The sequence below is a fragment of the Acinetobacter pragensis genome (genome assembly GCF_001605895.1).
Classification (GTDB): domain Bacteria; phylum Pseudomonadota; class Gammaproteobacteria; order Pseudomonadales; family Moraxellaceae; genus Acinetobacter; species Acinetobacter pragensis.
This window is the reverse complement of the sequence record NZ_LUAW01000011.1, coordinates 181,874-206,134: the sequence shown is the minus strand read 5'-3', so window position 1 is coordinate 206,134 and position 24,261 is coordinate 181,874. Positions and strand designations below refer to the sequence as shown.

Here is a 24,261-nt window from a genome sequence, read left to right as displayed (position 1 = left end):
CCCTGTTAAGGACTATTTTGAAAGATGCATGAGGCCGGATTATTCAGCTGTTCCAGCCAATTCATTGATTTGCGCAATCAATACATTTACAGCGTCAATCAGCAAAGGATCTTGCAGGTTTTTTTCTGCCTCTGCACGTACCTGCAGCAGCAATTCAACTGATGCTTCCTCTCTTCCATCAATAATTGACTGATACAGTTTATTTACTTCAGACGTTGCCTGACCGCCTAAAATCTCAATCAATTCGCGCAAACGTTTTGTACTTTGCAACTTATCCATGCCCTTCATATCAGGAATTGTATCTACCAGCTGACGCAGCTCTTTGGTGAGTTTCAATCTTTCTAATGCATTCATTACATAAATTTCCTATCAATGAATTTGTGAGGCTTGGCCGACTTGATAAACTGAATAGGAAGTAACGGCCTGCTCAAATAAGTCATTAATTTCTGCAGTAAGCCGGCTGCCAATGTCTTCAAGCTTCGTTTCAACTTCATTTGACTTCGAAAAATCCACTTCACCCTTAATGACTTGATTCAAATAATCAGCATCATCAGAATCACCTTTGTTGCCGCTGGATGCATTCGATGTCTCCAACAACTCTGCCAGTTCACCAAATGCAGGATACTTTGCAATCATCTCATCAATAGTATTAAAGAATCGTGGCGCTCCAAATCCACGGTTCCATGCACGTGTTTGAGCGTTGTTTGCTGATACTTCCCATTTACCGTTTGTATTCAAATGTGCCGTCCAAGAATCTACTTTCTTATCATTTTTAAATGCCTGGTAATAACCGTCGCCTAAATCTTCTATTGGCGGATATGCCTTAGCAGGTTCAGCAGGAATATCCTCATTTTGTGATGTTTGTTGGGCTAATTGCTGTGCCTGTTGTTGATCCAGCTGATTCAGCAAACCCTGAATTTCGGCCTCAAGCGCAGCTTTTATCCCCTGTTTATCAAACAAACGTTGTTCTGCATCGGCTAAGGCCTGAACATTTTCTGCCTTTTTAGCCTGAGTGCGCTTAAAGCGGGCGCTGTTCTGATTGACCAGTTTCATGATCCGGCCTGCCAGTACCGGCATCTCAATTCCTTCACCCTGATTCGGCTGAATAGCGCCTGTAATATCACGGCTATTCATGAGGATCTTCCATGAAATCAGCATATCCTGCGGCGTAATTTTTTTAGCTTCACGGTCTGGATGATGAAACAGGATTGTAATGCTTTGACCATCTTCAAAATTATAAGTAACAGCAATATTCAATACTTTTTTATGCTTAAACGGCTTTTCACTTTGTTCAACATTCAGAATTTTTACCCCACCTTTTGAAGTGCTTTGCATCACTTTGTGAAGCATGGCCATCAGCTTTTCCAAATACTGATATTCAACAATGATTGAATCAAAGTCCGCATACACAGCGCCGATAGACTCAAGCAGCGGCGCCAGTCCGTCAAATTCCTGCAGCAGACCGCCATGGTCATCATGCCGCTGCAGATCCAGCATTAAATTGGCGGTCTGTCCGTCATGGGACGTCAGACTGATTCCGTCCCAGCCGGGCACAGTGGCGCATGTGACATCCTGAAGCTGGGCCAGCTGCCATTCCGGGATGATATTTGGGGTTTTGTGGTAATACGGCGCCGCCAAATGGCGCATCAGCCCCTGCGGATTGGTTTCAATTACTGAGTCTACGGCAGAATCAAACATGCGGCCGAACTGCAGTCCTGCAAGTGCCGAAGCCTGCGTATCGTCTACGGCGCCCAATACGGCAATTGAATCAAAAGCTGGAATACTATCTTTATGGCCCTTCAAATTCACGATACGCCACTGATCATCTTCTGTCGCAGTCTCAGTCACAATCGCATTCAGCGTCCGATACTTGCCTTGAATAACGCCAATTAAGCATGTTCCGCTGTTTACAGCTGAGTCAAAGCCGGCAACGATGCGGGACTGATGCGGCGCCCAGTGCTGTTTGAAAATATCAATATTACGCATTTAAATATGCCTCAACTTTTTATACTTGAGGCAATTTTGTCACTTCAAAAACTTCGCACTGTTTATCTGTTCCAATCACTTCAACATGGGAAACATCTTAATAAAATTCAGCGTCACTATACCCACCCCGCCACGGTTAGAAGCATCCAGCGGAATGCTGCCAGTCTGCAGCGCGACCATGTGCTGAACTTCAAAAACCCGTGTTGAATAACTGTGCCTATCGTAAATATAAATGGTCATTTTCATCAGATAATCGATCGGCAGTGCCTGAGTACCGCCAGCCGCCCCATCTGGAAACATAATATCTTTGATAAAGCCTGCACTATTTAAAATGTCAGCATTTTTTGTCTCAATAAATGGAATTGAAATTTCACCTGAATTGTTGCCCGTTAAAAAATTCAGCTGAAAAGCCCCCACCTGCGCGCTGTCTGTCTGCGCATCCAGCACTGACAAATCGATACTCTGGCATAACCAAGGCAGCCGCACCTGTTCATCAAAAATGGGAATATCCTGTTGTGCAATCGCACTGTTTGGATCAAAGGGCTTAAGCTCTACCCCAAAATGAATGTTTGAGATTGTTCCTAATTTATAGATCCCGTCATAAATAGCCTTTGCCTTACTGATCGGCATGCCAGACCACATGCCTTGTAAGGCATTAGAGGCTGCTTCTACACTAATCGGCGGCAAAGTTCCCCCATCATAAATACTCATTGCCTACTCCGATTCATTTTGTCTTGAAGCTGCAATATCTTTAGCCACACGATTGGCATCGTCATAATTGAAGCCAGCATCTTTTTCTAATATGTACTGCATGGTCTCTTCACTGAGATTGGATTCTTTCAATGAGTTAATGACTTGAATCTTCAGCAGTGAAGTATTCATTTGCGTTTGCTTATTTGTATTTTCTTCAGTCACGGCAGCAGATTGGCTACTTGAGAATTCAACCTGCCATGGGAAATCCAGCTGATCAAACTGTTCATTGTATGCATAGCCCCAATCAAGATGCATAATGTCATTCACGAATTGTGTTGCTGACTGCCGAATCCACATAGAGCGCCGCATCACCTGGCTGGAATATGTTAATGTCGCGGCTCCATCTCCTAAACCGCCCGCCAGCATATCCGCCCAACCAACCATCGATGGATCAAGTCCAAAGCCGCCCATCAGCAGGCGTACATTGATCATGAATGTTTCAATATTAATCGGTGAATTGCGCTGGCCTTTAATGTCACCGACTGGGTTTAAGATCTGTTTTTCGTCCCAGGTCGGCAATACATGATATTTGGTATTCCAAATACCTTCTCCACCAGACATCGCATTTTTTACGAATTTCTCATGATCTTGCAGCATACCTTCTAAACCGCGCTTGTATGCTTCGCGCTGCGCTTCTGGCATGCCTGCCATATTAAGGGATAAAAACATCTGGTTGACTGCATCTGCAACCTGCTGGCTATTCATTGTTGTTAAAGACAGCATGACGTCATCATATGCTTTCTCAATTGCAAACAGGAATGAACCGCCAACCATAGCAGGCAGGATCGGTAATTCATCGGGTTCATCTCTTTCGAGCATCTGTACGATCAACCCAGTTTCAACTAAATCAAATTGAGGCACATTCACAATACGGGGCATCTTTAGCCGGACCATTTGTGTAGAACTCATTTTAGTAATGGTTTTGACCCAGTTTTTTGGATTTAAGGCAAAAAAAGCGACGGTTTTGCTGCCTTGCTCAAAGGACTGCAATAAGGGCGGATGAGTGAACTCATTACAGAGCATATCTGTAACGCCTTTACTTTTCTTCCCATAGATCCGTGCATAAGCATCGCCAAATGAAATGCCGTCAGAGCAAATCTTAGTGATGTATTTATTAATCAAGGTTTCCATGGGCTTGATACGCTTTTGCAACCGTTCCAGCTGCTCTTTAGCAGCAGCACCGGTTTCACCCCGCAAGCGCTCAGCCGGTGTTATAAAAATTTGCTGACCATTATGGGTATCACCGCCTAAAGCTGCAGTGACATGAATGCCAATTCCCTCTGCAACAGGCGCGAAACGGAGCATCTGCTCCCATTTTGTATATATTTCTTTGCGGGTTCGCTTACGGTTTTCTACAGTTGAATTTGTACCAAGCGAAAATGGTGCAAATGAGTCAAACATTTGCACCATAGTTTCCTGATTGTCATTCGCCAGCTGCAGAGGAACACTATTGGCGCTAGGACCAAGCAATAACGAAAGGATGTCTGAAGCAGCCATACCGAAGCCATGATTCTAAAATTAAAATCATTATGAAATACGTTATGTTCAATACGCTTAGGCAGTTCCAGCTGGTTTAGGAGGCCCACTATCGTCTGTTCCTGCACGGACATTGCTATGAGGATGAGATTTAACGGATACATTTGCAGCAACAACATCGACTGTGGCCGTGATCATGCCTTCTGTTTTTTGATTTCCTTGGTGCTCAAAATCACCTTCCAAGATCAGTTTTGCTTTAATGCGGACTTCTGGCGCTTCTATATACACTTGGCTTTTAGCCAGCAATTCAATGTTCTCTTGCCGGATACGGCGTATATCAACAACGGGCTCTTCACCATGGCTGCTGAAAAACGCAATAACAGGCCTAGATTCCTCACCATTTTCAAAGAATACATAAACGTCTTCTCCCGTTAGAATTTCCCGTTCAGTATCCTTATCACTGTCCCCGACCGGATAAGCAAAAGTGGCCGTTAAACCTTCGCTGGCCCCATCAGTCATACCGTGAATATGAATTTTGGCAGTTCTGTTCTTTGCGCTGTAGCTTAGAATTTTGGCTCGCTTAAACCCGATCAGCATTAGGTGTACCATGCTTCAAAAATGAAAGGCACGGATGCACAAAATTCAACTTCGTTAAATTCGCCTATTGATTCAGAACGGCTGATAGATATATCAATATATTCATCCGTCCGTACATAATAGGTGTTCTTCAATTGATATGGATGCTCATTGATTGTGTACCTACCGGATTCAATTAGTGCATCAAGTACCTTATCTATCTCTTGCTGGCCCGCGTCAGTAAGATCAGGCCTAACAATAAATTGACGATAATTATCAACATTAACAAGCTTTTGGCAAATCAATGCGCCCCCTGAAATACGTAAAACTTGCACGTTAGGCACGCCTGCGTCCAGACAATCCTGCACAGCGATATAGTCCGGGTTATTTGGTTCATAGCCCAATTGCCCGCGGATATTACCTTGATGAATCGTAATGGGTTTATCTAAGCGGCCACGTTTGAAACGGCCTAAAATTGCAGCGCCATTTAGACTGTCTGCCAGCTGCTCTTCTGTCTGGTCCACGATGTCCTGACGCTGAATGCCAACCGCTTCACCTAATATCTTTGTAGTATTCATTACTTTTCCTAAATCAAATAATCAACAGTGTGCATGAAACAATTTGAACAGATTTGCAATGATTCCAATTAAATTAGGATCGCGGTGGCAAATATTAACCCGCTGCCAGAGGACGGAAAAGAAAGCCCGCGGTCTACGGGCTTACTTGGCATTATTTCATTTTAGAGTACAGAATAAGATTGGGATGCTTTATTGTAGACTATTGTTTTGCACAGATAATCAACATCACCGTTGATGTACGCATCAGCAACCATTATGCGAACTTCACTTTCATTAGACTGTAAAATAAAGCATTTTTTGATCACGCAGCTCTGAGAAGTCTTTAACTGTTTTGATCACGTTGCCATTTGTGTTCAGCGTAGTAAGACTGTATCCATAATTTCCATGTCGATAAGAATCAACATTAACTAAAGCCCCGCCCGTATAATTTGAGTGCGCAGCACCATGAAATCCGACGCTTTCTGTGTTCTCGTAAGCGTAAGACAAGCTATCACTTGAAACTTCAATCACTGCCTGAAAAGCCATGTAATCAGTATCTGTATTTTCTATGTTTTCACGAACAATACGATAAATCATGCTGTTATTCATCCATATTGGGGAATATACAAGGCTTCCGGCCGGCCAGCTTACATAATCTGGAATCTTTAACTTACCCAGATAGCTTAAAGCATCGTCTTCGCCAGCCAATGAGTATACTTTTAGTGCAGTGTCACCTAATGATAGAAAGCTAAATTTAGTCGAATCAGGTGAAAATTCTAATCCTGTAAATATTTCAGCATCTTCCATTTGATGTATTCGCGTATAAGACATAGCATCTAATTTTTTATATACATTTATTGCTTTATTCAATCCGCTGAAAAGTATGTATTGATCATCCGGCGATACAGCGATAATTGGGATTACGTTTTGTGTGCCCAAAGGAGGATCAAAACTTATTTGACTTGAGAAGTCCGTCCCATTGAACCAATAAAATGCTGTTTGAAGATTAATAAATGAAGCATCTGATTCATAATGAGCAAATATATTCCCGCTCGGTGCAAAAATCGCTTTCCTAATCGCAATCATGTTTTCAGAGTCACTTACTACTTTTAAGTTACTCGAAAAATCAATAACTTGATCATTTATAGCATGAACAGTATAAGCATTCGGGGTTTTGTCTCTTGCAATTGCAAATCTGCCAGTCATGTCAATATTTTGTATGGTTACATCAGCGACACCATTACCGCCTTCACCACTGTCGTCACCAGCTGAAATACGCAGCACTTGCACGCTCGGCACACCTGCATCTAGACAATCCTGCACGGCGATGTAGTCCGGGTTATTTGGATCATAACCCAGCTGCCCGCGGATATTGCCTTGATGAATAGTCATAGTTTTGTCTAAACGGCCACGTTTGAAACGGCCTAAAATTGCAGCGCCATTTAGACTGTCTGCCAGCTGCTCTTCAGTCTGGTCAATAATATCCTGACGCTGAATGCCAACGGCTTCACCTAATATCTTTGTAGTATTCATAAACTTGCCAACCATAATTTGGTTATTGATCCGACATTGCCCCCGACTGCCCCGGTTTCAACCTGATGGGCAGCAGTCAATATCACGTATTTTGTTTGACTGATTTCAACAATTAAACCCGCCATAAGACCCATATTCAGCGGCCGTTCAATCGTCCCGCGTGGAATGAGCACCTTTTCTAAATTCTTCAGCTGACGCGCATCCAGTCCAGCTCTCTGAATAACGGCTTGCCCCGATGTTGTTGTGTCATCACCAATAACCGTTGAACCGTCTTGATCAACTGACACATAGGAGGATTTTTGAAGCTTTTCTTTCTGATTGCTGTTCAGCCAACTTACTTCACTAAAATCCAATTTCAGTACTGGATCTTGTTTAAATAGTGAATCCAGTTTCAAAACATTCAGCTTATTATCGCGAAAACAAATTACTGCAGCTTCCTGCTGCAGATACAGTGCCAGCCTTACTGTAGGCAATCGGCCCTTAAGGCAAATGAATTCTGGCAGAGGAAGATCATCTCCAAAGCGGATATTTTTTACACCGCACGCTCTAATCGCAGCATTAAATGATGTTTCAATTTGAATGATGGCCCGATCAGTATTCACAATGAGCTTTTGACAGCCAGCCAAAACCGCAATACATGAAATGGCGCCAATCCTGCGGTCATCTTTCACTGTTTGCGACTTGACTGGCCGCACCAGCACAATTTCAAGCGGTTGACTGATATTACCCACTAAAATTTCGGCACCCACTTTAAGCTGAGCTTCAAGTTCTGGTGTTGCCTTAACAGAAAATTCAAGGCTTAATGGCACTGGAGCTAGATCAGTGCGAAGCGTGGCCAGCATTAACTCTGATGCTGATATCAGCTTATTTGCAGCAGTAATGACGATTTGCATTTACTGCCCTCCCAATGTTTTAAAACTGAACGGCGGATGGATAAATGCGTTCTTAGGCATTTTTTCCTTCTCAGCTTCATAGGCCTGTTCAGCTTCACTGACCGTCATGCCAAACCCTTCAGTACCCATACTGCGTGAAGCTTCAACCAATGATGCTTGGATAAGATCACAGTTCGCCTTTACGCACGGCTCAATGATGACCCATTCAAAAGCTTCAAGAATTAAATTTTCGTCTACTTCGATCGGAGCTGTCGCGTTTTTCTGGCAAGTAAGGCTTTGCCAGCCGGCATAGCGCTTAACTTCCTCAATAAAAGCGGATTGGACTTCATCCTGCAGCAATGAATAGCCTTTCAAAGTGAGCTTCTTGTGGTAAACCTCTGCAAGTATTGATATAGGCCCAGCCACGGCACGGTAAGTATTTGTTCCATAATTCGGCAATAACTGCATGGCTTTATCCGAAAAGAGATCCTAGTTGACGTGTAACACTGCTTTGCAAGCTCGTCGTAGCTGACAGCGCTGTATCAATCACAGTCTGCACACGGCTGATCAGCTCTTGAGTACCTTCGATTTGACGCAAGCCCGGTAAGATGGTGCCATTGCTGCCAATATTTGCGAAGTTGCCGAAAAAGTTAAAGTCTATCGGGCATGAAACAGTCATATTTTGGGAGCGGCTATCCGAATCGTATTCAGCCATTTCAAAACGGATTGCACAATTCTCCAGAAAATATGCCCGAGTAAAGCTGTCTACACGGCCATCATAATAATCGCAGTCAATCATTCCGCCATTGGCAACAATATAATCTGCAAAAATCTGATCATGGCCAGCTTCAGTCACCAACATCTGCAAGTTGCCTGTGTAGTGCGTTTTAGGTACACCTGCAACAATGCCTGTAAACCCGCCAGGGTATTGCACTTCCGCTGGATCTTCATTGCTGACTATTGGACGCGGGCAGCTCTTGATCAGCAAGCGGTAGTCTTCCATGCCGCGCGGCACCAACATTCCTTGGCAGGCTAATAGAGGAGAACCAAGCTGCTTAATTGCTAAATAGTCAGCTCTTAACTGATTGAGTAAAATAGGATTGACTTGACGCATCGCTTTTCTCAAATGTCTTTTGATAATTTATTTTGACAAATGATTGGTCTATTTTTTTAGCATGTTCCAATCCATGACTTAGTTTATTGATAATTAAAGTTTATAGCCCGTTAGCTGAAAGTAAAAAAATTGAATATCTTCTATTAAAGTGTTTCAGTTCTTAGAAGGATTTAAAAGCGAACTTTAACACTCCCTATTTATCACCAAAATTTTTAATGTATTTAATAAAATATCCAAAAAAACTATTAAGAATGGATTCTTCATTACAAAAATAGTTATTTAAATACTTTAAATTTCATACACTTTTCATATATAAAAAGACATACTAAAATTATGGTTTTAAAAACCTACCACACATAATTTTTATCAATCGAGGGCAAACAATGCAAAATAATAAACGCAGTGCTTTGGATCCGCAGCATTCACATCTTTGGATTATTGGCGGAGGTATTGCAGGTATGGCAGCGGCGGCTTTTGCCATCCGTGATGCCAAAGTTCCTGCAAAAAACATTCATATTCTGGAAGAGCTTGATATCTCCGGCGGATCAATGGACGGCGGCCATACCCCACATGCTGCTCAGGCGTGGGTGACGCGTGGCGGGCGTATGTTAACAGATGAAACCTATTTATGCCTTTGGGACTTATTTTCCAGTATTCCTTCTTTAGAAAACCCGGAAATTTCTGTACGTGAAGAGTGCCGCCAATTCAATGAGCAGATTAAAACTCATGCTCAAGCGCGATTGATTGATTCAAAACATAATATTGCTGACGCTGCAAAGTTAGGACTTAACACAATGCACCGCGCACAAATGTTGCGCCTACTTGCCTCTAAAGAGGAAAAAATTGGTAGCCGGCGTATTGACGAATTTTTTGATGAGGCTTTTTTTGACACCAATTTCTGGCGCATGTGGCGTACCACCTTTGCCTTTCAAAAATGGCATAGCGCCGCCGAATTGCGTCGCTATTTTTTACGATTCATTCAGGAATTACCACGTATTCATACCCTCGCTGGCGTAAAACGTACTAAATACAATCAGTATGATTCTATGATTTTGCCTCTACAACGCTGGTTGACGGCACAAGGTGTTGATGTTCGCTTTGGAAATTATGTGACTGATGCAGACTTTGTCACAGACGCACAAACTCAAGAGCGCCAAGCGACGCGATTATATGTCAAGCTGCCTGAGGGCACAGAGCAGATTGAAGTTAAACCACAAGACTTAGCTATATTCACATTAGGATCAATTACTGCAGATTCACGTTATGGAGGCAATGATGATGTGCCACCTTTAATCCGTGATCGTTTGGATCATGGCTGGACATTGTGGGAAACTTTAGCCAAAAAAGCCCCTGATTTTGGACGCCCGATGACTTTTTGCGGCAACGTCGATGAGCATAAATGGGAATCGTTCACCCTTACAATGAAAGATGATGTGCTATTAAAGCGTATCATTGACTATACGGGTAATGAGCCCGGTACAGGCGCGCTGATGACTTGGTTTGAATCTGGCTGGCACTTATCAATTGTTGTTCCTGCACAGCCCCATTTTGCCGATTTGCCGGAAGGTATATACACTTTGTGGGGCTATGGTTTCCAAATAGACCATCAAGGTAACTACATTAAGAAACCAATGTGTGAAGCAACAGGTAAAGAGATTTTAACTGAACTCGTTAAGCAACTTGGTTTTGATGACATCTTAGAACATGTTTTAGATACAACTGATGTGACGACAGCCATGATGCCGTATGCATCCGCATTGTTCGCATGCCGCAAACCTGGTGACCGTCCTTTAGTTATTCCACATGGTTCAAAAAACTTCGCCTTTTTGGGGCAGTTCGTAGAAATCGAAGATGATGTGGTTTTTACTGTTGAATATTCAGTGCGTGGCGCTATGCTCGCTATTTATGAATTTTTTGGTGTAAATCGAGAAATTCCAGACATCTACAATGGTTTGCTAGACCCAAAAGTAGGGTTAAAAGCACTTGAAACTGTGTTTCATTAATTTAACCCAATTATCGGATATAAAAATAAGAGCGCCCATAAGCGCTCTTATTTTTAGTATCGGTAAATTATAAAATTAACTGATAACTTTAGTTCTACTCTAAGAAATGAAATAAATTATAATTGCGCAATTTTGGTTATTTATACAATCCAAGTTTTTTACCTTTAAGCAACGACTTCATGCGCTTACGGATCGAGTTTGCAGAAGTCGATTTTAAGCGCGCTTTTTTCAAACCCGCTTTTTGGTCGCTGGATAAGCGAACTTTTTGCCCTGGTAAGCGTTTATTAACAACTGTCTTTACCCCCTTGCGAATTGCAGCAATAGCTTTATAACGGATTTTCTTGCCGTTGAAAGATTTTGTGGTCATTTTTCCGCGGGACAGTTTTTTCCCAGTTGCAGCATCAAAGCCGCTTTCCATTTCATCTGGCTCGCCATAGATGAATTCACGCACCAAATCATCCAGCGGATCACCATCGTCTGGCATATTGGCAATTACAGTGCTTGCCGCCGCCTCAATCGCAGCATCGGCCGCTTCGACATTTTCACCCATCATTTCTTCAATAATAGAATCATCAACCCCAAATGTGGCCAATGCATCTGCAATTGATTCTAATACAGCATTTTCTAATGTATTTTCATCATCATCAGCGCCGTCGATCACCTCCAAAATCAAAAAGTCCAATCGGTCCGATGGCAGCTCACCTTCTTCAAGCGTTCCTTCAGTCACTGCATCTGCAAGCTCCGCAACAATGTTTAAAGCTTGTTCACGGACGTGCTCAATAAATGAAAGTTCTTCACGAATTGAACTGGTTAATGCTGAAACAGAAGTTTTAATTTCCGCAGCAGCTGAATCAAATTCTCGCAGAAGTAAATTCTGAGTTTTTGCATTTAAAGGGTTTTTTGAACCAAACATATTTTCACCTGCCTAAAATTATTTAACTAAAACGTCTTCATCAAAAATAACTGCCCGTGTTGCGCCTTCAGGACGCCGCGCTAAGTAAAGGCGCACACGTTCAAATGGGAAATTTTTATCCGGCGTCAAACGGAAGGCATATGGCTTACCGCCTAAATCATCAGCAGGCTTCAGCCATCCGGCAGTCACGGCGCCAGATAGATAATCGTCAATGTCATCGCTGGCATCTTTCAAATAACTGGAAGTCGGCTTCAGCATATGTTCTTTTAAGATTGAAACCACTTCATTGGATGTACGCATGGCAATTTCAGCTGCCGGTACTAAGCGAAGCGCACTGTTCTTGCTTTGGCGCTGAGTCAGCAGATCACTTAGCACATAACGCATGCCCTGTTTAAACTTGATTGGACGCACGACATTAACTTTGGCTTTAGCCAGCATTTCTACCGTCGGCTCATCCAATACAATATCGGGACGAAGCTCTAATGCTTTTTTACGGAACGGAAAATCCTTCCATGCTACAGCGACATGCAGCGGCGCATAGCCTTCTGCATCAGTACGTGCATTGCGCAACAGCTTGTCACCGATATATTGCCCAATATACGGCGCAGGTATTTTTCGCCCGCTTAATGAAACTGAATCTCGCGCTCGGCAAAGATTTGGTGACCAGATGAATTGAACGCGGTGCGACTGGGCATCCATGGATAATGCAAATTCCGCTGCTTGTTCCGCTGTAATGGTTGGGTCGATTTCAGCATCAAGCGGAATATTCAATTTTTCCGCTGCGCGCAGTGCCGCCACATATATCGGCAGGTCATCTGTTTGCGGCAGGACAATATAGGCCGGCGGCTCGACCTGATTGGTCAGAATGGTATAAATCTCATCACCATCAAATGCCGGCAACGTATCATCTGGCAATTCAATGACTGTTTTGCTGCGACCTAGGCTGTTGGATGAGTTAAAGGCCTCTGAGCTCTTGATAGCCTCCAAAATATCACTTGGTTCCTGCGGCAAGGCGAGCTCAAAAACTTCAAACTCTTTTGTTGCGTCAGCCACAGCGACAATAGATGCCAAATTGTCAGGGTCTTCATCCAGCGCTCCCTGAATTTTAATAATTTCATCACCATTGACTGAATCCACAATACGAAGACGCAAGACAATATCTGAGAGTTCTGGATTTGAAACTTTACTGATAAATGCAGCTTCAAGCTGTGCATCTGCCAAGTAACTGTATGTCACCAATTCAAGGTTAAAAACCGCCTCTTCATCTGATGATGTTGACAGATTCAAGTTACCTTGCTGGTCTAAATTTAAAATCATTATGATGACTGCCTGCGGCAAAATTCTTAGCTTTATTCTTGCAGTACGCGCTGGGCAAAATTTTTATTAGTTCCAATAAAAAAAACCCTGCCGAAGCAGAGTTATAGTTTTTATACAAAGAACTTATTCGACAGGACAAGTCCCCCAAACCGGCATATGTTGAGGTTGCAATGCGGAACCGACTGCAAATGCTTGCGGCTCTGACAGAATATTCCCCACACACCAGCCGGATAGGTCTTGATCAAATGATTCTGCACCTTCGAAAGCGCTGACCATGTTGCCGTCATTACTAGACACATCCCATTCATTTAGCGGCTGATTGAATGCCAATGCATACTGGAACATAGCATTTATGCTTCTAGCATTCGATACATTCCACTTATTTAGCGATTGATTGAATGCCGATGCAAGCTGGAACATGCCGCCCAAATTCGGCCATAAAGACACATCCCATTCGCTAATGTTTGGATCATTAATTTTAGTGCATGCACAGAAAATCGGTGAATATTCGCCTCTTTCAAGCGAAAATACTTGAGGTGCAATGTTTGGAACTTTAATCAGCTTATCCTGAAGCCTATCTTCTTCAGAATCAATAAATCGTAAAACTTCGTACCCTTCACCCCACCACGCAATCACTTCTTTGATACCAACAGCAACACCCAACATCATTGGTGACGGGCTTATGTTTCCCTGTTCCTTATCAATGACAATACGCCATTCTGCGCGGGCGGCATATTCATGGGTTACATACCCTTCTGTGATGAACTCAGCTGTACCATCGCCCCAGTCAATCTGGAATGGTCCGCCGCCTATGGCCAGTGTCACGAAATCCGCTTCTTCTGAAACGCGCATTACCATGGAATTTTCAGAATTCTCTGGCTCATGTAATTCATGCTGAATAATATTTGCTTTTAAGGCATTAATTTGCCCTAAATTAGAAATTATTTGCTCTAAAGCCGCCGCACCCGTAACTTGAATAACAGTGACTTCATTTGGTTTCAAAAGCACTTGCGTTAATGGCTCTGTCACCGCATAAGCAGAGGTATTTGTCATACTGATGACTTTAACACTAGGCACGTCACCCAGTGCATCAAGCAGCGAATTTGAGCCGTTATATTCATGCATTTTTGATCTCCAATCGTTTGCCTAGGCCAATAAACTGCTGCAAGTTATTTACAACTTCCGATTTGAATTGATTTGATTTACAGCCAATTACAACTGATTCACCTGGCTTAATTGATGTCTTGGATAGCGGCTCGAATACAGCTTGCATACCCATATTTTTAACAGTTACGTATATGCGGTGCTGTGATGAGGCTTGTGTTTTTTTAGAAGTTGCAACCGCCTTGCTTTCTGAGTTATCACTTGGTTTTTGCAAAGCAGCTGAAGGTTCTGAAATGACTGATGCCGGAGCCGAAACAACTTCATCATTTGCTTTATCGGACAAATCCGCTGATTCTGATTTCTGTTTTTCCGCCAGTAACTCAGTTTCTGCTGATGACAGTGAATGACCTGTTTCTTGATCAGGGTCCTTTTCTTCTTTTTCTACAGGATCAACTTTTTCAAGCTGTTCTGTTGTGGCAGGCGAATGATCTGCAGCTAGCAGTTCTGCATCTGCTTGCGGCAGCTCTTGTTGCACTTCAGCATCAGCTGAAACAAGAACTTCAGTCGCTGCAGCGGCTTTCGGTCTAGCGGTGCGTCTTTTGGCTGCAGCGGCTTTTTCTGCTGGAACATTTGGGTTGGCTTGAGTCATCTTAATCACCCTTAATCAAATTAGAAAATGAAATAAGGCGCATATTCAATGCGCCTTAATTTACTGAATTTTAGTTTTTGAGTTTTGGCATGTTGATCGCGTTGATCAATGCAAACTGATCAGCATAGCGGTCCAGCGGGTTAAGTTCTGCAGCCTGTGATCCAATTAAGGCAATCAGCTGTTCACGCGGATCTGGAGTCGCTTCACTCACTGTCAGCGGCATTTCCGTAAAGCCGATAAATGGATTGCGTACTGGTTCATTACCTCGGCCAATCAGCAGCATTTCAAAAGCTTGGCCTGCTTCATTCAGCACAGCGGCAGAGCTTGGCACGTGATAAACATTAGTGCCGTCAGCCAATGTACCAATCCGTACAATTTGACCATGGCCGGCAGTAGCACCTGTTTTCACTGGCATTTTGTCTGATGACAGCTGTGCAAAGAAAATTTTAGCCGTATCGCCGACATACAAATCAAAACCGACTGTAGCGCCGCCAGAATCCTGAACAATCCCTAACTTCGCCGCTTCAAGATACTTCATGAATTCGCCGAACAAATCGCCAGAAGTGTTATATGCCGCAGCTAAATTGCCCGTTACACCGCGGGAAGCATCAAAGGTAAACTCTCGGCCATTGTATAAAGCACGGTCTTTACCTTCACCCAACAGCCGGATCGTCTGCTCAAGATAGATTTTACCTTGCATCAGTCCTAATGCAGTTCCTACAAAACCGACTTTCAGTTCGCTTGATATCTGATTGACCAGCAGTTTCGATGCCCGGATTTGCGTCATGATCGGCGCGCTGACCAATGTTTCGTATTCAGGCTCCATGCTGACGCCAACCGGTTCCATTTTGAATTTATTGGCAGCATCACGTGCTTCAAAATCAGCAATTAAACACACTTCCAGCTTGATGCCGTCAGGAAGCTCTTTATCCAAGGTGACTGAAATCGAACTGGTATCCAAATTAATATTGCTGGAAGTCACTGAGTATACTTCGCCGCCAATATTTGCATTTTTTTCAGCAATCGCAGAAATAGAGCCTGCAAGTTTAGATTTGCTGCGGCTGCGGGTGTGCGCAACTTCTTTGCCCGCAATACGAATAGAAACATTACCGCTGATAAATGGCAGCAGTGGCGCATTGATATCCGGTGTTTTAGCGGCATAGTCCGCATAATGCGTGTGTGCGACTACTGTATATACGGCGCCAGCCCCGCCATTGCTGAGCGCAAAACGGAAGCGCCCTTCAGCATATGGCTTTGCCGCCTGTACACCATCGAGATAATCATTTTTTTCCATGGCGCCAAATGTGCGGTCAGTGACAAAACGCGCAGCAACAATCGGTACTTCATTTGAACCGTTGCTGTTTGGAATATAAGCCACAATTGGAGAGGCATACGCAATCGTTGTTGCAATTGTGGTCACTGACAGTGCTGGCACGATACTGACTGATTCTTGATGGGTATTGCTGATGTCATCAAAGCCTTTTTCTAAATCTGCATAGCCTTGAGTCGCTTGATCACTGTAGCTGCAAACTTTTTTAGCAATGGCGACACCGTTGCTTAATGCCGTTGCAATGATGGATGGGTGAGGCAATTCGCCGCCGTGGCAATATTGATACTGGCTGATCCCTGTCTTAATCGCTTCATCGACATCAGAAGCGCTGTCAAAGCCCATAATATCAAGTAATTCATTCAGCGCCTGTGGGCGAATTTCCGGCATACCCATAGCGCTGTCAAAGCCAGTTTCTTCACCGTCTTTATAGAAATAGTTCTGGCATTGCTGTGTTGCAAGCATTTGCGCTTTGAATTGCTGCTGCATTAAATCAGATAGAGACATATTTTTTACCTGTCATGGGTCTAAAATCTTTGATGGAAATAGATTCGCATGACTTGGAAAAGGCTGTTCTATACAGTTCCAATGATATTACTTAAATAAAAAAACCTGCTTGACTGCAGGTTTTTTAAAGCCGTCAAAGCATCCTTATCCGCTGACACCGCTGGAGACATAAATTTCAACGCTTTCGCCTGCAGTCACTGTATAGCGGATCTTATCCCACGCATGCTGCCGAAACAGCTCTGAATCAGGAATGCCGGCTTGCAAGGCCACAATTGGCTCCCAATGTTCATCGACAAGCGGGTCAGCATCGGGCTTATTGCTGCCAGAGAATTCAACTGCTGCACCTGCACCAATGACCTGGTAATTGAAAATTGCTGAAGTGCATTGGATTGCCACCCCTTGATCACCCGCTTTCTTTGCGTGTTCTTGAAAAATTAAATAAGACATTGCTTCAACCCTGCTAAAAAAATTAGTTTGTTCGAGATTCAACTTCGCTTTTCACTGGATCAAGTCCAATTTCATCACGGCGGTTCAACACATACTTTTTGCCGAAATCAGACATCAATGTTTGCCCACTGATTCCAACAATTTCAAACCACAAAATAAAACCCTCGTAGACCATCAGCCCCAGCAAGTCACCTTCATTCAGCACAGTATCCGGCACCTGCAGCAACTGTTCCGCCAAAGTGGACAAATGAGCATCATAGACTTCAACCTGTGCCAAAATCGCCAGATCTGAAGGGTTATTCAGAGAATTGTTCTTATGGATATAGCCGCCATTGAACTTGTCAGCCAGTACAAAAGCATGCCCGACCGGATCATATTCATAGTTCGGCTCATCCTGAATAGACAGCGCATTGGCTTCAAATGAAAGCGGATCGGCTGGCTTACCAGCTTCAACCGGATTGCTGTACACAATGCGCTTGCGCCAAACCTGAGCTGGAATACTTGTCAGGGTATTCATCACAATACGGCGCGCGGCCATATGGCGGCCATTGGCTACACGGTTGACTGCTCTATTCAGCATTATTTAAATCTCCGCATCAATTCCTGATAAACATCATCAGTCACAATTCCACTATTGCGCCATTCTGTGTATTTTGTCCGGTCCTGCGCATCCTGAAAGTGTTTGGCCTGTTTTCCCTGCTCAGCAAAATACTCCTTCGCAACTTTTGCTGCGCGGCGGATCATTTCTTTTTCAGCTTTTTGCACATTTGGCTGAATCTTGCCTTTAGTGGCTTTATTCAAGTCACTTATTTGCTGGTCCAATTCTGCCAAGATTTGCCGATCTGTCTGTTTTTTCCGTACACTGAGCTGCTTGGTCCGGTCTTTTTGGACTTCCTTTTTAAGGTACTCAATGCCTGATGGAGATTGAATCCAATGCACTGCTTTCAGGACGTGCTTGCATGCCACACCAGACAATAAAGGGTTTCTAAGCTTCGGGTAGCCATTTTCCTTACGCCCTAAGGCATAGCCGCCAATCGTAGCCATATAGCGGTACCAGAATGTATGCCGCTCACAGTCACACTCGAATTTAATTTTGCCGCCGGATAACCAGCGCTTAACCAAGTTGACGGCATTTTGACTGGTGCTTGAAACCAATGAACTGAAGCTGCTGAACTCAATTTCAACGTGATGATTCGTCACCTTGCTTTTCGGTCCTGCATTGGTCATCAGATGCACAAGACTGTCTTTACGGCTGAGCGGCACAACAAGATGTATTTGCTCATTGGCGCGGTCAATATCATCGGCATGACTTAAGTTGATAATATTTTGAATACTGATGCCTGTAGAATAATGCTCCCGCAAAAGGTCAATATTGTCCTTGAAGGCCATAATATCTTCGCGGGTGATCTTTCTCGGGGCTTCTCCTTTCTGCTGCCCAAGTGTTGTATACAGCACGCGTTCAACATCGTACTTCTCACCTTTTTCAATATCTGCAGGTCTTAAAAAAGTAGGCTTGGGAATTTTTCTGCCGAATTCATCATAGTTGAATTCTTTATCAGCTTCGCCGCGCTGCTTGCTGTCAGCACTTCTGCGGCCTTGAAGATCATGGCGCAGCCCGCCTTTTCGCAGCGCTTCCTGCATTTGCTTATGAGCTTGCTGCAATTGATCAGGAGTTGGATTAGCCATGAGTCATATTCCTTAGAGATATTCACGGCGAAATTCAAGAACATCTGCGATCAGGGGGACCGCTATTCTTTTAACCGGCAGTTTTTCCCAGATGCCGCTGGTGCCGCATGCAACCTGAATAGCGTCTGTATATGCCCTTGAACCGTACATTCTTAAACTCAATAGTGTTGGATCTTGAGCTTCGTCCTGCTGAATATCCCAGACAATCAGCTGATTCAACTTGCCCTGCTTAATTAAGCGGTTGATATGGTCGCGGATGGCATTGCGGTATTCATTAATCATTGCTGCTGCTTCAAGCCGTTTTTAAATATGGTAGTTGCCAGATAAATAATACAAACCTGCCAATTCCAAACTAAAAAGCCCCACATATCCGTGGGGCTTAAATTGAGATTACTCTGTTCCAGGTTCTGGCTCAGGCTCAGGCTCAGGCTCAGGCTCAGGCGTAATCATAACTGTTAGAGTTTTCTGAACGGCGTTGCTGAATTCACTGATTAATTCGGGATAGATTAAGTGCTTTGCATTCCCTTGCGCTTTGACCAGCGTATTTTGCGATAAGCCTCCAACGTTAATAACTGCTGACCAATCATAACTATTATCAGAATTTTGCTCTGTACTGATCACCGCACTGACTTCAGCTGCACCGACTTTCACTTTGACTTCATAAGGCATTGCAATGCCATTGGTTAAGATTGTCCCGCTCACTGTAACGACATCTTCTGGCGCTGGATCAGTGATTGGGGCAATGTTCTTCATCGTTAAAGCTGGTACTGGGGGTGCAATTTCTTCGATGTTGTCATTGTAGGTTTCTACGATCGCAAATCCGATCCCGCCGTCTGTACCTGCATTACCCCAGCTTTTCCAGCCTTCACCGAATTTACCGACAGTAATTCGAGCGGTGACACGCTGACTGCTGATATTGGTAAACACAGCCCTTACCCTTGCGCCAGAACCAGCCGCACCACCAAATGACCAGCGCTCATCTCCGATACCTGTGGCACCGTCACCGCCGCCCGTCATTTGACCTAGAATTGATGACAGCGCATCTGCACCTTTTTGTGTCCCCCAGCGACTATATGTAGTTGCATCAATACCGGCTGTCTCTTCAATTTGCTCAAAAAGATTGCCTGAATCAAGGACTGCAGGTAAACCGCCTTTACCCGGCTGACCATTATGATAAGCGGACCCGTTACCCCACACACCGCCTGAACCAGCTTTACCGCCACCAGCAGTTAATATTGATGTATCAATTGTGCAGGATACTTCCCCGCCGTCTGTAGCATTTGCTGAAGCGCTTGAACCAGACCAAATTGACCCGCCGCCGCCGCCCATTGCGCCGTGCAAATGAAATTGCACAGTTTGATTTGGCAGGATCTCAATCTCATGAATTCCTTCATAATAGGTAATTACACCTTCTGGATATTTGCTTGTATCCACGATCAGAACAGTAGCTTGTTTGTTGGGAATGTATGTTAAAGCGAATTTCAGAAATTCATTGCCTTCGGTTTTATTATCTTCCACAACGTCTAGGGTATAGGACGCTTTACCTGTGGCATCAACGATAAATTGACCGCTTAAAGCACTTGGTGAAATATCATCTTCCTGAATGCCGGTAATCAGCCAATCCACGGGCGTTCCTTCATCCAGCCCAGAGGTAACCAGTTTGAAAGTAACTTTACCGCCTTCATCAACCACGGCTTTATCAGCAGTTAAGCTGTAAGCTGGCTCGGATGTGCCATCACGCAGGCGCTTCCATATGCGAGTTGTGAAGGCTTTAATTGCTGACCCCGTAGAAATACCCGTGACAGCGCCAACAGGCTGGCTGATATCTTCGACCCCATAAGGAATATGGGGCAGCAGCATCCAGCTAGTGTCATAACCAAACAACGGTTTTAAAGCTACCGATGGATCATATTGAGTGCTGTCTGTTCCATGCCATGAACCGACATGCCAAATGACATTCGCCAGATCAGTTGATAATGGATACTGCGGATGAGGATTGGAATGTGCTAAATGCTGGTTCATCAATGCCACTGAAACAGGTGCATGCGGATCTAGCTGTACTACTAGATTCTCTACATTGATGTCCTCAACCTTCATGCCAAACGTGGCTATGCATACAATATCTGCAACCAAGCGAATTAAAGGCGAATTCCCCGTCGTAGAAGCAATGGCAAATAAAATACCCGAAGAAGTAAATAAGCCAATTTCAAAACAGTCTGCCGTCACAGTCGGTTCAATATTTGAAATAAAGCGCAGCGTTCTTGATACTGGCTCAACACTGCCACCATTGAGCGGATATTGCTCTAACTCAGCAACCAGCGCTGTATTAGATGCTGCAGTCTGAGGGTTATATTTTGCTGTGCCCACACCGATATGCGACAGTGCAATGCTTAGGCCCATACTTTCCGCATCAAGTACTGCAGCTCTACCGTCATCCGTTAAATAAAACTGAATTGCCATAATCCACCCAATTAATCACTTTGGGTATTGTTAGCTGGCGTGGATAAGTCAGGACTGTTTAGTTCCAATGAATACGCGGTACCTTCTAAAAAAATCTGGGCAAATAAATCTGCAATATCTGGAACATCAAGCCCGATCTCACGCATCTCAGATACTGGCATGATTCTAAAGCGTGAACGCTCATCAAAGCTGTAACGAATGCTTTTGAGTTCTTTCAATACTTTTTCGTTATTGTGCGGCTGGCAAATTTTAAAGCTATACGTATTGACTGCGTAAGATAAGCAGGCATAAGACTGTGCACGCTTATTGACATACTCTTTACGATTGTCATTACTAAAGCAGTTTCCACCCCAGTGCACTGGCATATACCAAATGCCGTTTTTCTTTAATAACTGGCCTAGGAATTTACCCTCACCATTATCATTAACACTGAGTGTTGCTGCAGGGTATGTGGATAAAAGCTGTAGAATATCGTCAATACTCATAGCCCTATTTTCTTTAAACTCTAAAACTACCGTCTTTCGTGTTTTAGACGTATTGCCTTGCACCGCAGCAACTGCTGTATATCGTGCATTCACAATAATGAAATGTCCGAAATTTTTCAGCTGCAGCGCTGGGTTTAAGTAGGCTTTATTAATCATTTCAGGTGTAAATAGCTGCTTATATTTAGGGCTGGGGTCATTTCTATTACGGCGCACATTATTCTTAAAATTCAGGAGTGGCCCTTTTAAATCTCCGAGCAATTGGACACCTGCCGCCAGCAGGTTTACAGTCTTAAATACCTGTTTCATTATTCAGTACTCGAATTCTAACGATAAAGCTGAATACTAAGCACTCCACCGCTCAAAATTAGGGAGCTGTTCCAAATAGCGGGGCTTTTACTTATTCCCATCTTTTCCAAATTCTTTTTCCGCGGCTTCTTTCAGCTGACTGAAACGTGATTTTCTTGCTGCCTGCTCCTGCGCCTCTGGACTTTCATCCAAGACAGCAACATTTTCATACGCTTCGGTATAGAACACATTTTCCAAAAATAAGAAGGCGAAAACATCACCTAAATCGGGGGATTTAATCCCCATGCGTTTCATTTCATCCTTACTGAAAATCTTATAGCGACTGTGCTCATCGAATGTATAAGGGATCTTAATAATCTGAGCCTGTACCTTAATTTTGAACTTAATGGTTTTAATTTTAAACCGGCCCTGCTCTACCGCCCGGTAAAGACCCACATAGGCCAAAGCGCGTTTATTCACATACTCTTTGCGGTTGTCATTATTGAAGCATGCGCCGCCCCAATGCACAGGCATATACCAGATGCCGTTTTTCTTCAGCAGCTGGCCTAAGCCCTTGCCGGCGCCATTGTCATCGACAACCAGCGTGGCATTCGGATATTTCAAAATGCATTCATGAATTTTTGCGAACAGCTCAGTAATATCATCTCTATTCTTGCAAAGCGGTATATCAACCACTTCAACCCGCCGCGCCCGATCCCCCCATTGCGCTTCACCCCAAACTTTAGATACAGCAATAACAGAATCGTCTCGGCCTACACCGCCGCCGACATCGACCGTGATCACATAGCCAAAAATGTGCTCAGTAAATATTGAAGCGCCGCAGTACATATCTTCTGCTTGGCGCTTGGTTATAAGGAATTCATCGGCACGGTCTGGGAATTGACCTAAAACACGAATTTGATATTGAGGATCATCACGGCTGCCGTACTTTTGGCGCTGTTCCGCTAAAGACTGCTTACTGACCAGCGGAGATTCTTCACCGTTGAATGTAAGCGCAGTCCACACACCGCCAGAGCGGTGGCTCAACGTATGATGTGTTTCATAGAACATGCCCGCATTACGGGTAGGCTGTGAAGTCATTACCGCACGGTTGTCTTCGTGCGTTAAGGCACCAAATGCAACATCCAGAACTTCATCCGCTACACCGCTGGCCTCATCCACCCAAACCATGTAATTGTCGCCATGGTTCCCTGCAAGGTTAGTCGGCTGATGTTTTGGAGCCGTCTTGGCAAAGACATACCACTTTTCTTTTGATCCTTTGATGTAAACCAGTTCAGACTGGAAACCGACATAATCAGCCAGCCAAGCCAGCGGGCCATTTTTAAGCCGCGCCAGGTTAATGCTGATTTCTTTCCATACCTGTTTTTTCAGCTGCCCAATTTGCGGGGCAGTAAACATCATGATCGATTCATCAAAGAACAGCAGATGCCAGAGTGCAACGACCCCTGCCGAAGCGGTTTTGCCTGTATTGTGATGCACCATGCCGTCAGCAGTGAGGAAAGTTGAATCACCATCCAGCATAAAGCCGAAATACTCGCCTTCTCCCAGTGATACGGCGCGCTCAATGCGTACTGGGATGTATTTCTTATGCTTCAGCTCGTAGGCAGCAAATTGGCGTTTAGTTTCCTCAGGCCATTCCAGCCATTTAGAAACCAAAACTTCCATGGTATCGCCGGCTTTCCAGCCGTTTTTGGTTTCAAGTGAAATTAAACAAAGGATGTGTGACTTGTTGTAGACATGGCTTTTGCCATTTTCATATTCAAAGCGGTAGAGATCCTGCCAGCCTGTAACGGTGCTGATCACTTCCCTCGGTGTAATGCCGTCACTTCCCAGTACGGCGTCTTTAATTGTTATTTTTTCAACACGCTTCCACTTGCCATTTGCTAAGCGGATCTTTGTGCCTTTACCAAAACAGCCATGACCGGATGCTACAGATGTGCGGCTGCCGTCAAAGGCAATTGACTCAAATAAAAGTTCCTGCTGCCATGTTGGTGTAATGCCCAGCGCTTCGACCGCAAAGGCATAAATGTCATAGCGGTAGCGGGTGCAGAGTTCCCACCATTCAGGGATTTCTTTAAGAGGTTGGAGTGCCATTGAAAATAGGAAGAAGAATTATAATTTTTATTCTAAGTTTTTAAAATTTAATGTTTTACAGCTGTTCCAAAATGCCGCGCCATGCAATGTGCAGAG

General features: G+C 44.0%; 23 protein-coding genes. 1 reads left to right on the top strand and 22 read right to left on the bottom strand.

The annotated features are described in order from the left end of the window. Positions 1-39: 39 nt before the first annotated feature. From AZH43_RS03450 to AZH43_RS03405, 10 genes are all read right to left on the bottom strand, one after another. A complete protein-coding gene (locus AZH43_RS03450) occupies positions 40-354 on the bottom strand; it encodes a hypothetical protein (RefSeq protein WP_067666618.1) in 315 nt (104 codons plus the stop codon). Positions 355-369: 15 nt separating this feature from the next. Further along, positions 370-1,986, bottom strand: coding sequence for a defense against restriction DarA-related protein (locus tag AZH43_RS03445; RefSeq protein ID WP_067666617.1), 1,617 nt, complete (start codon positions 1,984-1,986; stop codon positions 370-372). A 75-nt stretch (positions 1,987-2,061) separates the two neighbouring features. Next, a complete protein-coding gene (locus tag AZH43_RS03440; RefSeq protein WP_067666615.1) occupies positions 2,062-2,697 on the bottom strand; it encodes a hypothetical protein in 636 nt (211 codons plus the stop codon). 3 nt (positions 2,698-2,700) lie between these two features. After that, positions 2,701-4,236 carry a hypothetical protein gene (locus AZH43_RS03435; protein ID WP_067666613.1) on the bottom strand — a complete coding sequence of 512 codons (1,536 nt, stop codon included), beginning with the start codon at positions 4,234-4,236 and terminating at the stop codon, positions 2,701-2,703. A 57-nt stretch (positions 4,237-4,293) separates the two neighbouring features. Next, positions 4,294-4,812, bottom strand: a complete 519-nt coding sequence (locus AZH43_RS03430) for a hypothetical protein (protein ID WP_227509774.1) — start codon at positions 4,810-4,812, stop codon at positions 4,294-4,296. Next, on the bottom strand, positions 4,812-5,369 hold the full coding sequence (locus AZH43_RS18835; protein WP_227509773.1) for a hypothetical protein: 558 nt from the start codon (positions 5,367-5,369) through the stop codon (positions 4,812-4,814). The genes AZH43_RS03430 and AZH43_RS18835 overlap by 1 nt, the downstream gene beginning before the upstream one ends. Positions 5,370-5,642: 273 nt before the next feature. After that, positions 5,643-6,881, bottom strand: coding sequence for a hypothetical protein (locus AZH43_RS18830; RefSeq protein ID WP_227509772.1), 1,239 nt, complete (start codon positions 6,879-6,881; stop codon positions 5,643-5,645). Then, positions 6,878-7,774, bottom strand: a complete 897-nt coding sequence (locus tag AZH43_RS03415; protein ID WP_067666611.1) for a hypothetical protein — start codon at positions 7,772-7,774, stop codon at positions 6,878-6,880. Before AZH43_RS03415 ends, AZH43_RS18830 begins: the two co-directional genes overlap by 4 nt. Further along, entirely contained in the window at positions 7,775-8,221 is a 447-nt protein-coding gene (locus AZH43_RS03410; protein ID WP_067666609.1) for a hypothetical protein, read from the bottom strand. 4 nt (positions 8,222-8,225) lie between these two features. Then, positions 8,226-8,867, bottom strand: coding sequence for a hypothetical protein (locus AZH43_RS03405; RefSeq protein WP_067666607.1), 642 nt, complete (start codon positions 8,865-8,867; stop codon positions 8,226-8,228). 383 nt (positions 8,868-9,250) lie between these two features. Here AZH43_RS03405 and AZH43_RS03400 point away from each other — a divergent pair, with 383 nt between their 5' ends. Then, entirely contained in the window at positions 9,251-10,870 is a 1,620-nt protein-coding gene (locus tag AZH43_RS03400) for an oleate hydratase (protein ID WP_067666605.1), read from the top strand. Between the two features lie 136 nt (positions 10,871-11,006). Here the strand turns inward: AZH43_RS03400 and AZH43_RS03395 are convergent, their stop codons facing one another. From AZH43_RS03395 to AZH43_RS03340, 12 genes are all read right to left on the bottom strand, one after another. Then, positions 11,007-11,783 (bottom strand): hypothetical protein, encoded by a 777-nt coding sequence (locus AZH43_RS03395; protein WP_067666602.1) that lies wholly within the window; start codon positions 11,781-11,783, stop codon positions 11,007-11,009. Positions 11,784-11,801: 18 nt separating this feature from the next. Continuing rightward, entirely contained in the window at positions 11,802-13,100 is a 1,299-nt protein-coding gene (locus tag AZH43_RS03390; RefSeq protein WP_067666600.1) for a hypothetical protein, read from the bottom strand. A 123-nt stretch (positions 13,101-13,223) separates the two neighbouring features. Continuing rightward, a complete protein-coding gene (locus AZH43_RS03385) occupies positions 13,224-14,225 on the bottom strand; it encodes a BspA family leucine-rich repeat surface protein (protein ID WP_067666598.1) in 1,002 nt (333 codons plus the stop codon). Beyond that, the gene (locus AZH43_RS03380; RefSeq protein ID WP_067666596.1) at positions 14,218-14,853 is read right to left on the bottom strand and encodes a hypothetical protein; all 636 of its coding nucleotides are present in this window, start codon (positions 14,851-14,853) and stop codon (positions 14,218-14,220) included. The genes AZH43_RS03385 and AZH43_RS03380 overlap by 8 nt, the downstream gene beginning before the upstream one ends. Before the next feature lie 70 nt (positions 14,854-14,923). Next, on the bottom strand, positions 14,924-16,687 hold the full coding sequence (locus AZH43_RS03375; RefSeq protein WP_067666594.1) for a hypothetical protein: 1,764 nt from the start codon (positions 16,685-16,687) through the stop codon (positions 14,924-14,926). A gap of 144 nt (positions 16,688-16,831) precedes the next feature. Next, positions 16,832-17,134, bottom strand: coding sequence for a hypothetical protein (locus AZH43_RS03370; protein ID WP_067666592.1), 303 nt, complete (start codon positions 17,132-17,134; stop codon positions 16,832-16,834). A gap of 22 nt (positions 17,135-17,156) precedes the next feature. Then, positions 17,157-17,714 (bottom strand): hypothetical protein, encoded by a 558-nt coding sequence (locus tag AZH43_RS03365; RefSeq protein WP_067666590.1) that lies wholly within the window; start codon positions 17,712-17,714, stop codon positions 17,157-17,159. Then, complete coding sequence (locus AZH43_RS03360) at positions 17,714-18,820, bottom strand: hypothetical protein (RefSeq protein ID WP_067666588.1); 1,107 nt, start codon at positions 18,818-18,820, stop codon at positions 17,714-17,716. The genes AZH43_RS03365 and AZH43_RS03360 overlap by 1 nt, the downstream gene beginning before the upstream one ends. A 12-nt stretch (positions 18,821-18,832) precedes the next feature. Then, positions 18,833-19,102 carry a hypothetical protein gene (locus AZH43_RS03355; RefSeq protein ID WP_067666586.1) on the bottom strand — a complete coding sequence of 90 codons (270 nt, stop codon included), beginning with the start codon at positions 19,100-19,102 and terminating at the stop codon, positions 18,833-18,835. A gap of 108 nt (positions 19,103-19,210) precedes the next feature. Continuing rightward, on the bottom strand, positions 19,211-21,280 hold the full coding sequence (locus AZH43_RS03350) for a hypothetical protein (protein ID WP_067666584.1): 2,070 nt from the start codon (positions 21,278-21,280) through the stop codon (positions 19,211-19,213). 11 nt (positions 21,281-21,291) lie between these two features. Next, the gene (locus tag AZH43_RS03345; RefSeq protein ID WP_067666582.1) at positions 21,292-22,071 is read right to left on the bottom strand and encodes a hypothetical protein; all 780 of its coding nucleotides are present in this window, start codon (positions 22,069-22,071) and stop codon (positions 21,292-21,294) included. Between the two features lie 87 nt (positions 22,072-22,158). Continuing rightward, positions 22,159-24,165, bottom strand: coding sequence for a Hint domain-containing homing endonuclease (locus AZH43_RS03340; protein WP_067666580.1), 2,007 nt, complete (start codon positions 24,163-24,165; stop codon positions 22,159-22,161). Between the last annotated feature and the right edge of the window lie 96 nt (positions 24,166-24,261).

Bases quoted from the DNA above. Each gene is read 5' to 3' on its own strand.
- AZH43_RS03450 (WP_067666618.1), bottom strand. From the start codon at position 354: ATGAATGCATTAGAAAGATTGAAACTCACCAAAGAGCTGCGTCAGCTG.
- AZH43_RS03445 (WP_067666617.1), bottom strand. From the start codon at position 1,986: ATGCGTAATATTGATATTTTCAAACAGCACTGGGCGCCGCATCAGTCC.
- AZH43_RS03440 (WP_067666615.1), bottom strand. From the start codon at position 2,697: ATGAGTATTTATGATGGGGGAACTTTGCCGCCGATTAGTGTAGAAGCA.
- AZH43_RS03435 (WP_067666613.1), bottom strand. From the start codon at position 4,236: ATGGCTGCTTCAGACATCCTTTCGTTATTGCTTGGTCCTAGCGCCAAT.
- AZH43_RS03430 (WP_227509774.1), bottom strand. From the start codon at position 4,812: ATGCTGATCGGGTTTAAGCGAGCCAAAATTCTAAGCTACAGCGCAAAG.
- AZH43_RS18835 (WP_227509773.1), bottom strand. From the start codon at position 5,369: ATGAATACTACAAAGATATTAGGTGAAGCGGTTGGCATTCAGCGTCAG.
- AZH43_RS18830 (WP_227509772.1), bottom strand. From the start codon at position 6,881: ATGAATACTACAAAGATATTAGGTGAAGCCGTTGGCATTCAGCGTCAG.
- AZH43_RS03415 (WP_067666611.1), bottom strand. From the start codon at position 7,774: ATGCAAATCGTCATTACTGCTGCAAATAAGCTGATATCAGCATCAGAG.
- AZH43_RS03410 (WP_067666609.1), bottom strand. From the start codon at position 8,221: ATGCAGTTATTGCCGAATTATGGAACAAATACTTACCGTGCCGTGGCT.
- AZH43_RS03405 (WP_067666607.1), bottom strand. From the start codon at position 8,867: ATGCGTCAAGTCAATCCTATTTTACTCAATCAGTTAAGAGCTGACTAT.
- AZH43_RS03400 (WP_067666605.1), top strand. From the start codon at position 9,251: ATGCAAAATAATAAACGCAGTGCTTTGGATCCGCAGCATTCACATCTT.
- AZH43_RS03395 (WP_067666602.1), bottom strand. From the start codon at position 11,783: ATGTTTGGTTCAAAAAACCCTTTAAATGCAAAAACTCAGAATTTACTT.
- AZH43_RS03390 (WP_067666600.1), bottom strand. From the start codon at position 13,100: ATGATTTTAAATTTAGACCAGCAAGGTAACTTGAATCTGTCAACATCA.
- AZH43_RS03385 (WP_067666598.1), bottom strand. From the start codon at position 14,225: ATGCATGAATATAACGGCTCAAATTCGCTGCTTGATGCACTGGGTGAC.
- AZH43_RS03380 (WP_067666596.1), bottom strand. From the start codon at position 14,853: ATGACTCAAGCCAACCCAAATGTTCCAGCAGAAAAAGCCGCTGCAGCC.
- AZH43_RS03375 (WP_067666594.1), bottom strand. From the start codon at position 16,687: ATGTCTCTATCTGATTTAATGCAGCAGCAATTCAAAGCGCAAATGCTT.
- AZH43_RS03370 (WP_067666592.1), bottom strand. From the start codon at position 17,134: ATGTCTTATTTAATTTTTCAAGAACACGCAAAGAAAGCGGGTGATCAA.
- AZH43_RS03365 (WP_067666590.1), bottom strand. From the start codon at position 17,714: ATGCTGAATAGAGCAGTCAACCGTGTAGCCAATGGCCGCCATATGGCC.
- AZH43_RS03360 (WP_067666588.1), bottom strand. From the start codon at position 18,820: ATGGCTAATCCAACTCCTGATCAATTGCAGCAAGCTCATAAGCAAATG.
- AZH43_RS03355 (WP_067666586.1), bottom strand. From the start codon at position 19,102: ATGATTAATGAATACCGCAATGCCATCCGCGACCATATCAACCGCTTA.
- AZH43_RS03350 (WP_067666584.1), bottom strand. From the start codon at position 21,280: ATGGCAATTCAGTTTTATTTAACGGATGACGGTAGAGCTGCAGTACTT.
- AZH43_RS03345 (WP_067666582.1), bottom strand. From the start codon at position 22,071: ATGAAACAGGTATTTAAGACTGTAAACCTGCTGGCGGCAGGTGTCCAA.
- AZH43_RS03340 (WP_067666580.1), bottom strand. From the start codon at position 24,165: ATGGCACTCCAACCTCTTAAAGAAATCCCTGAATGGTGGGAACTCTGC.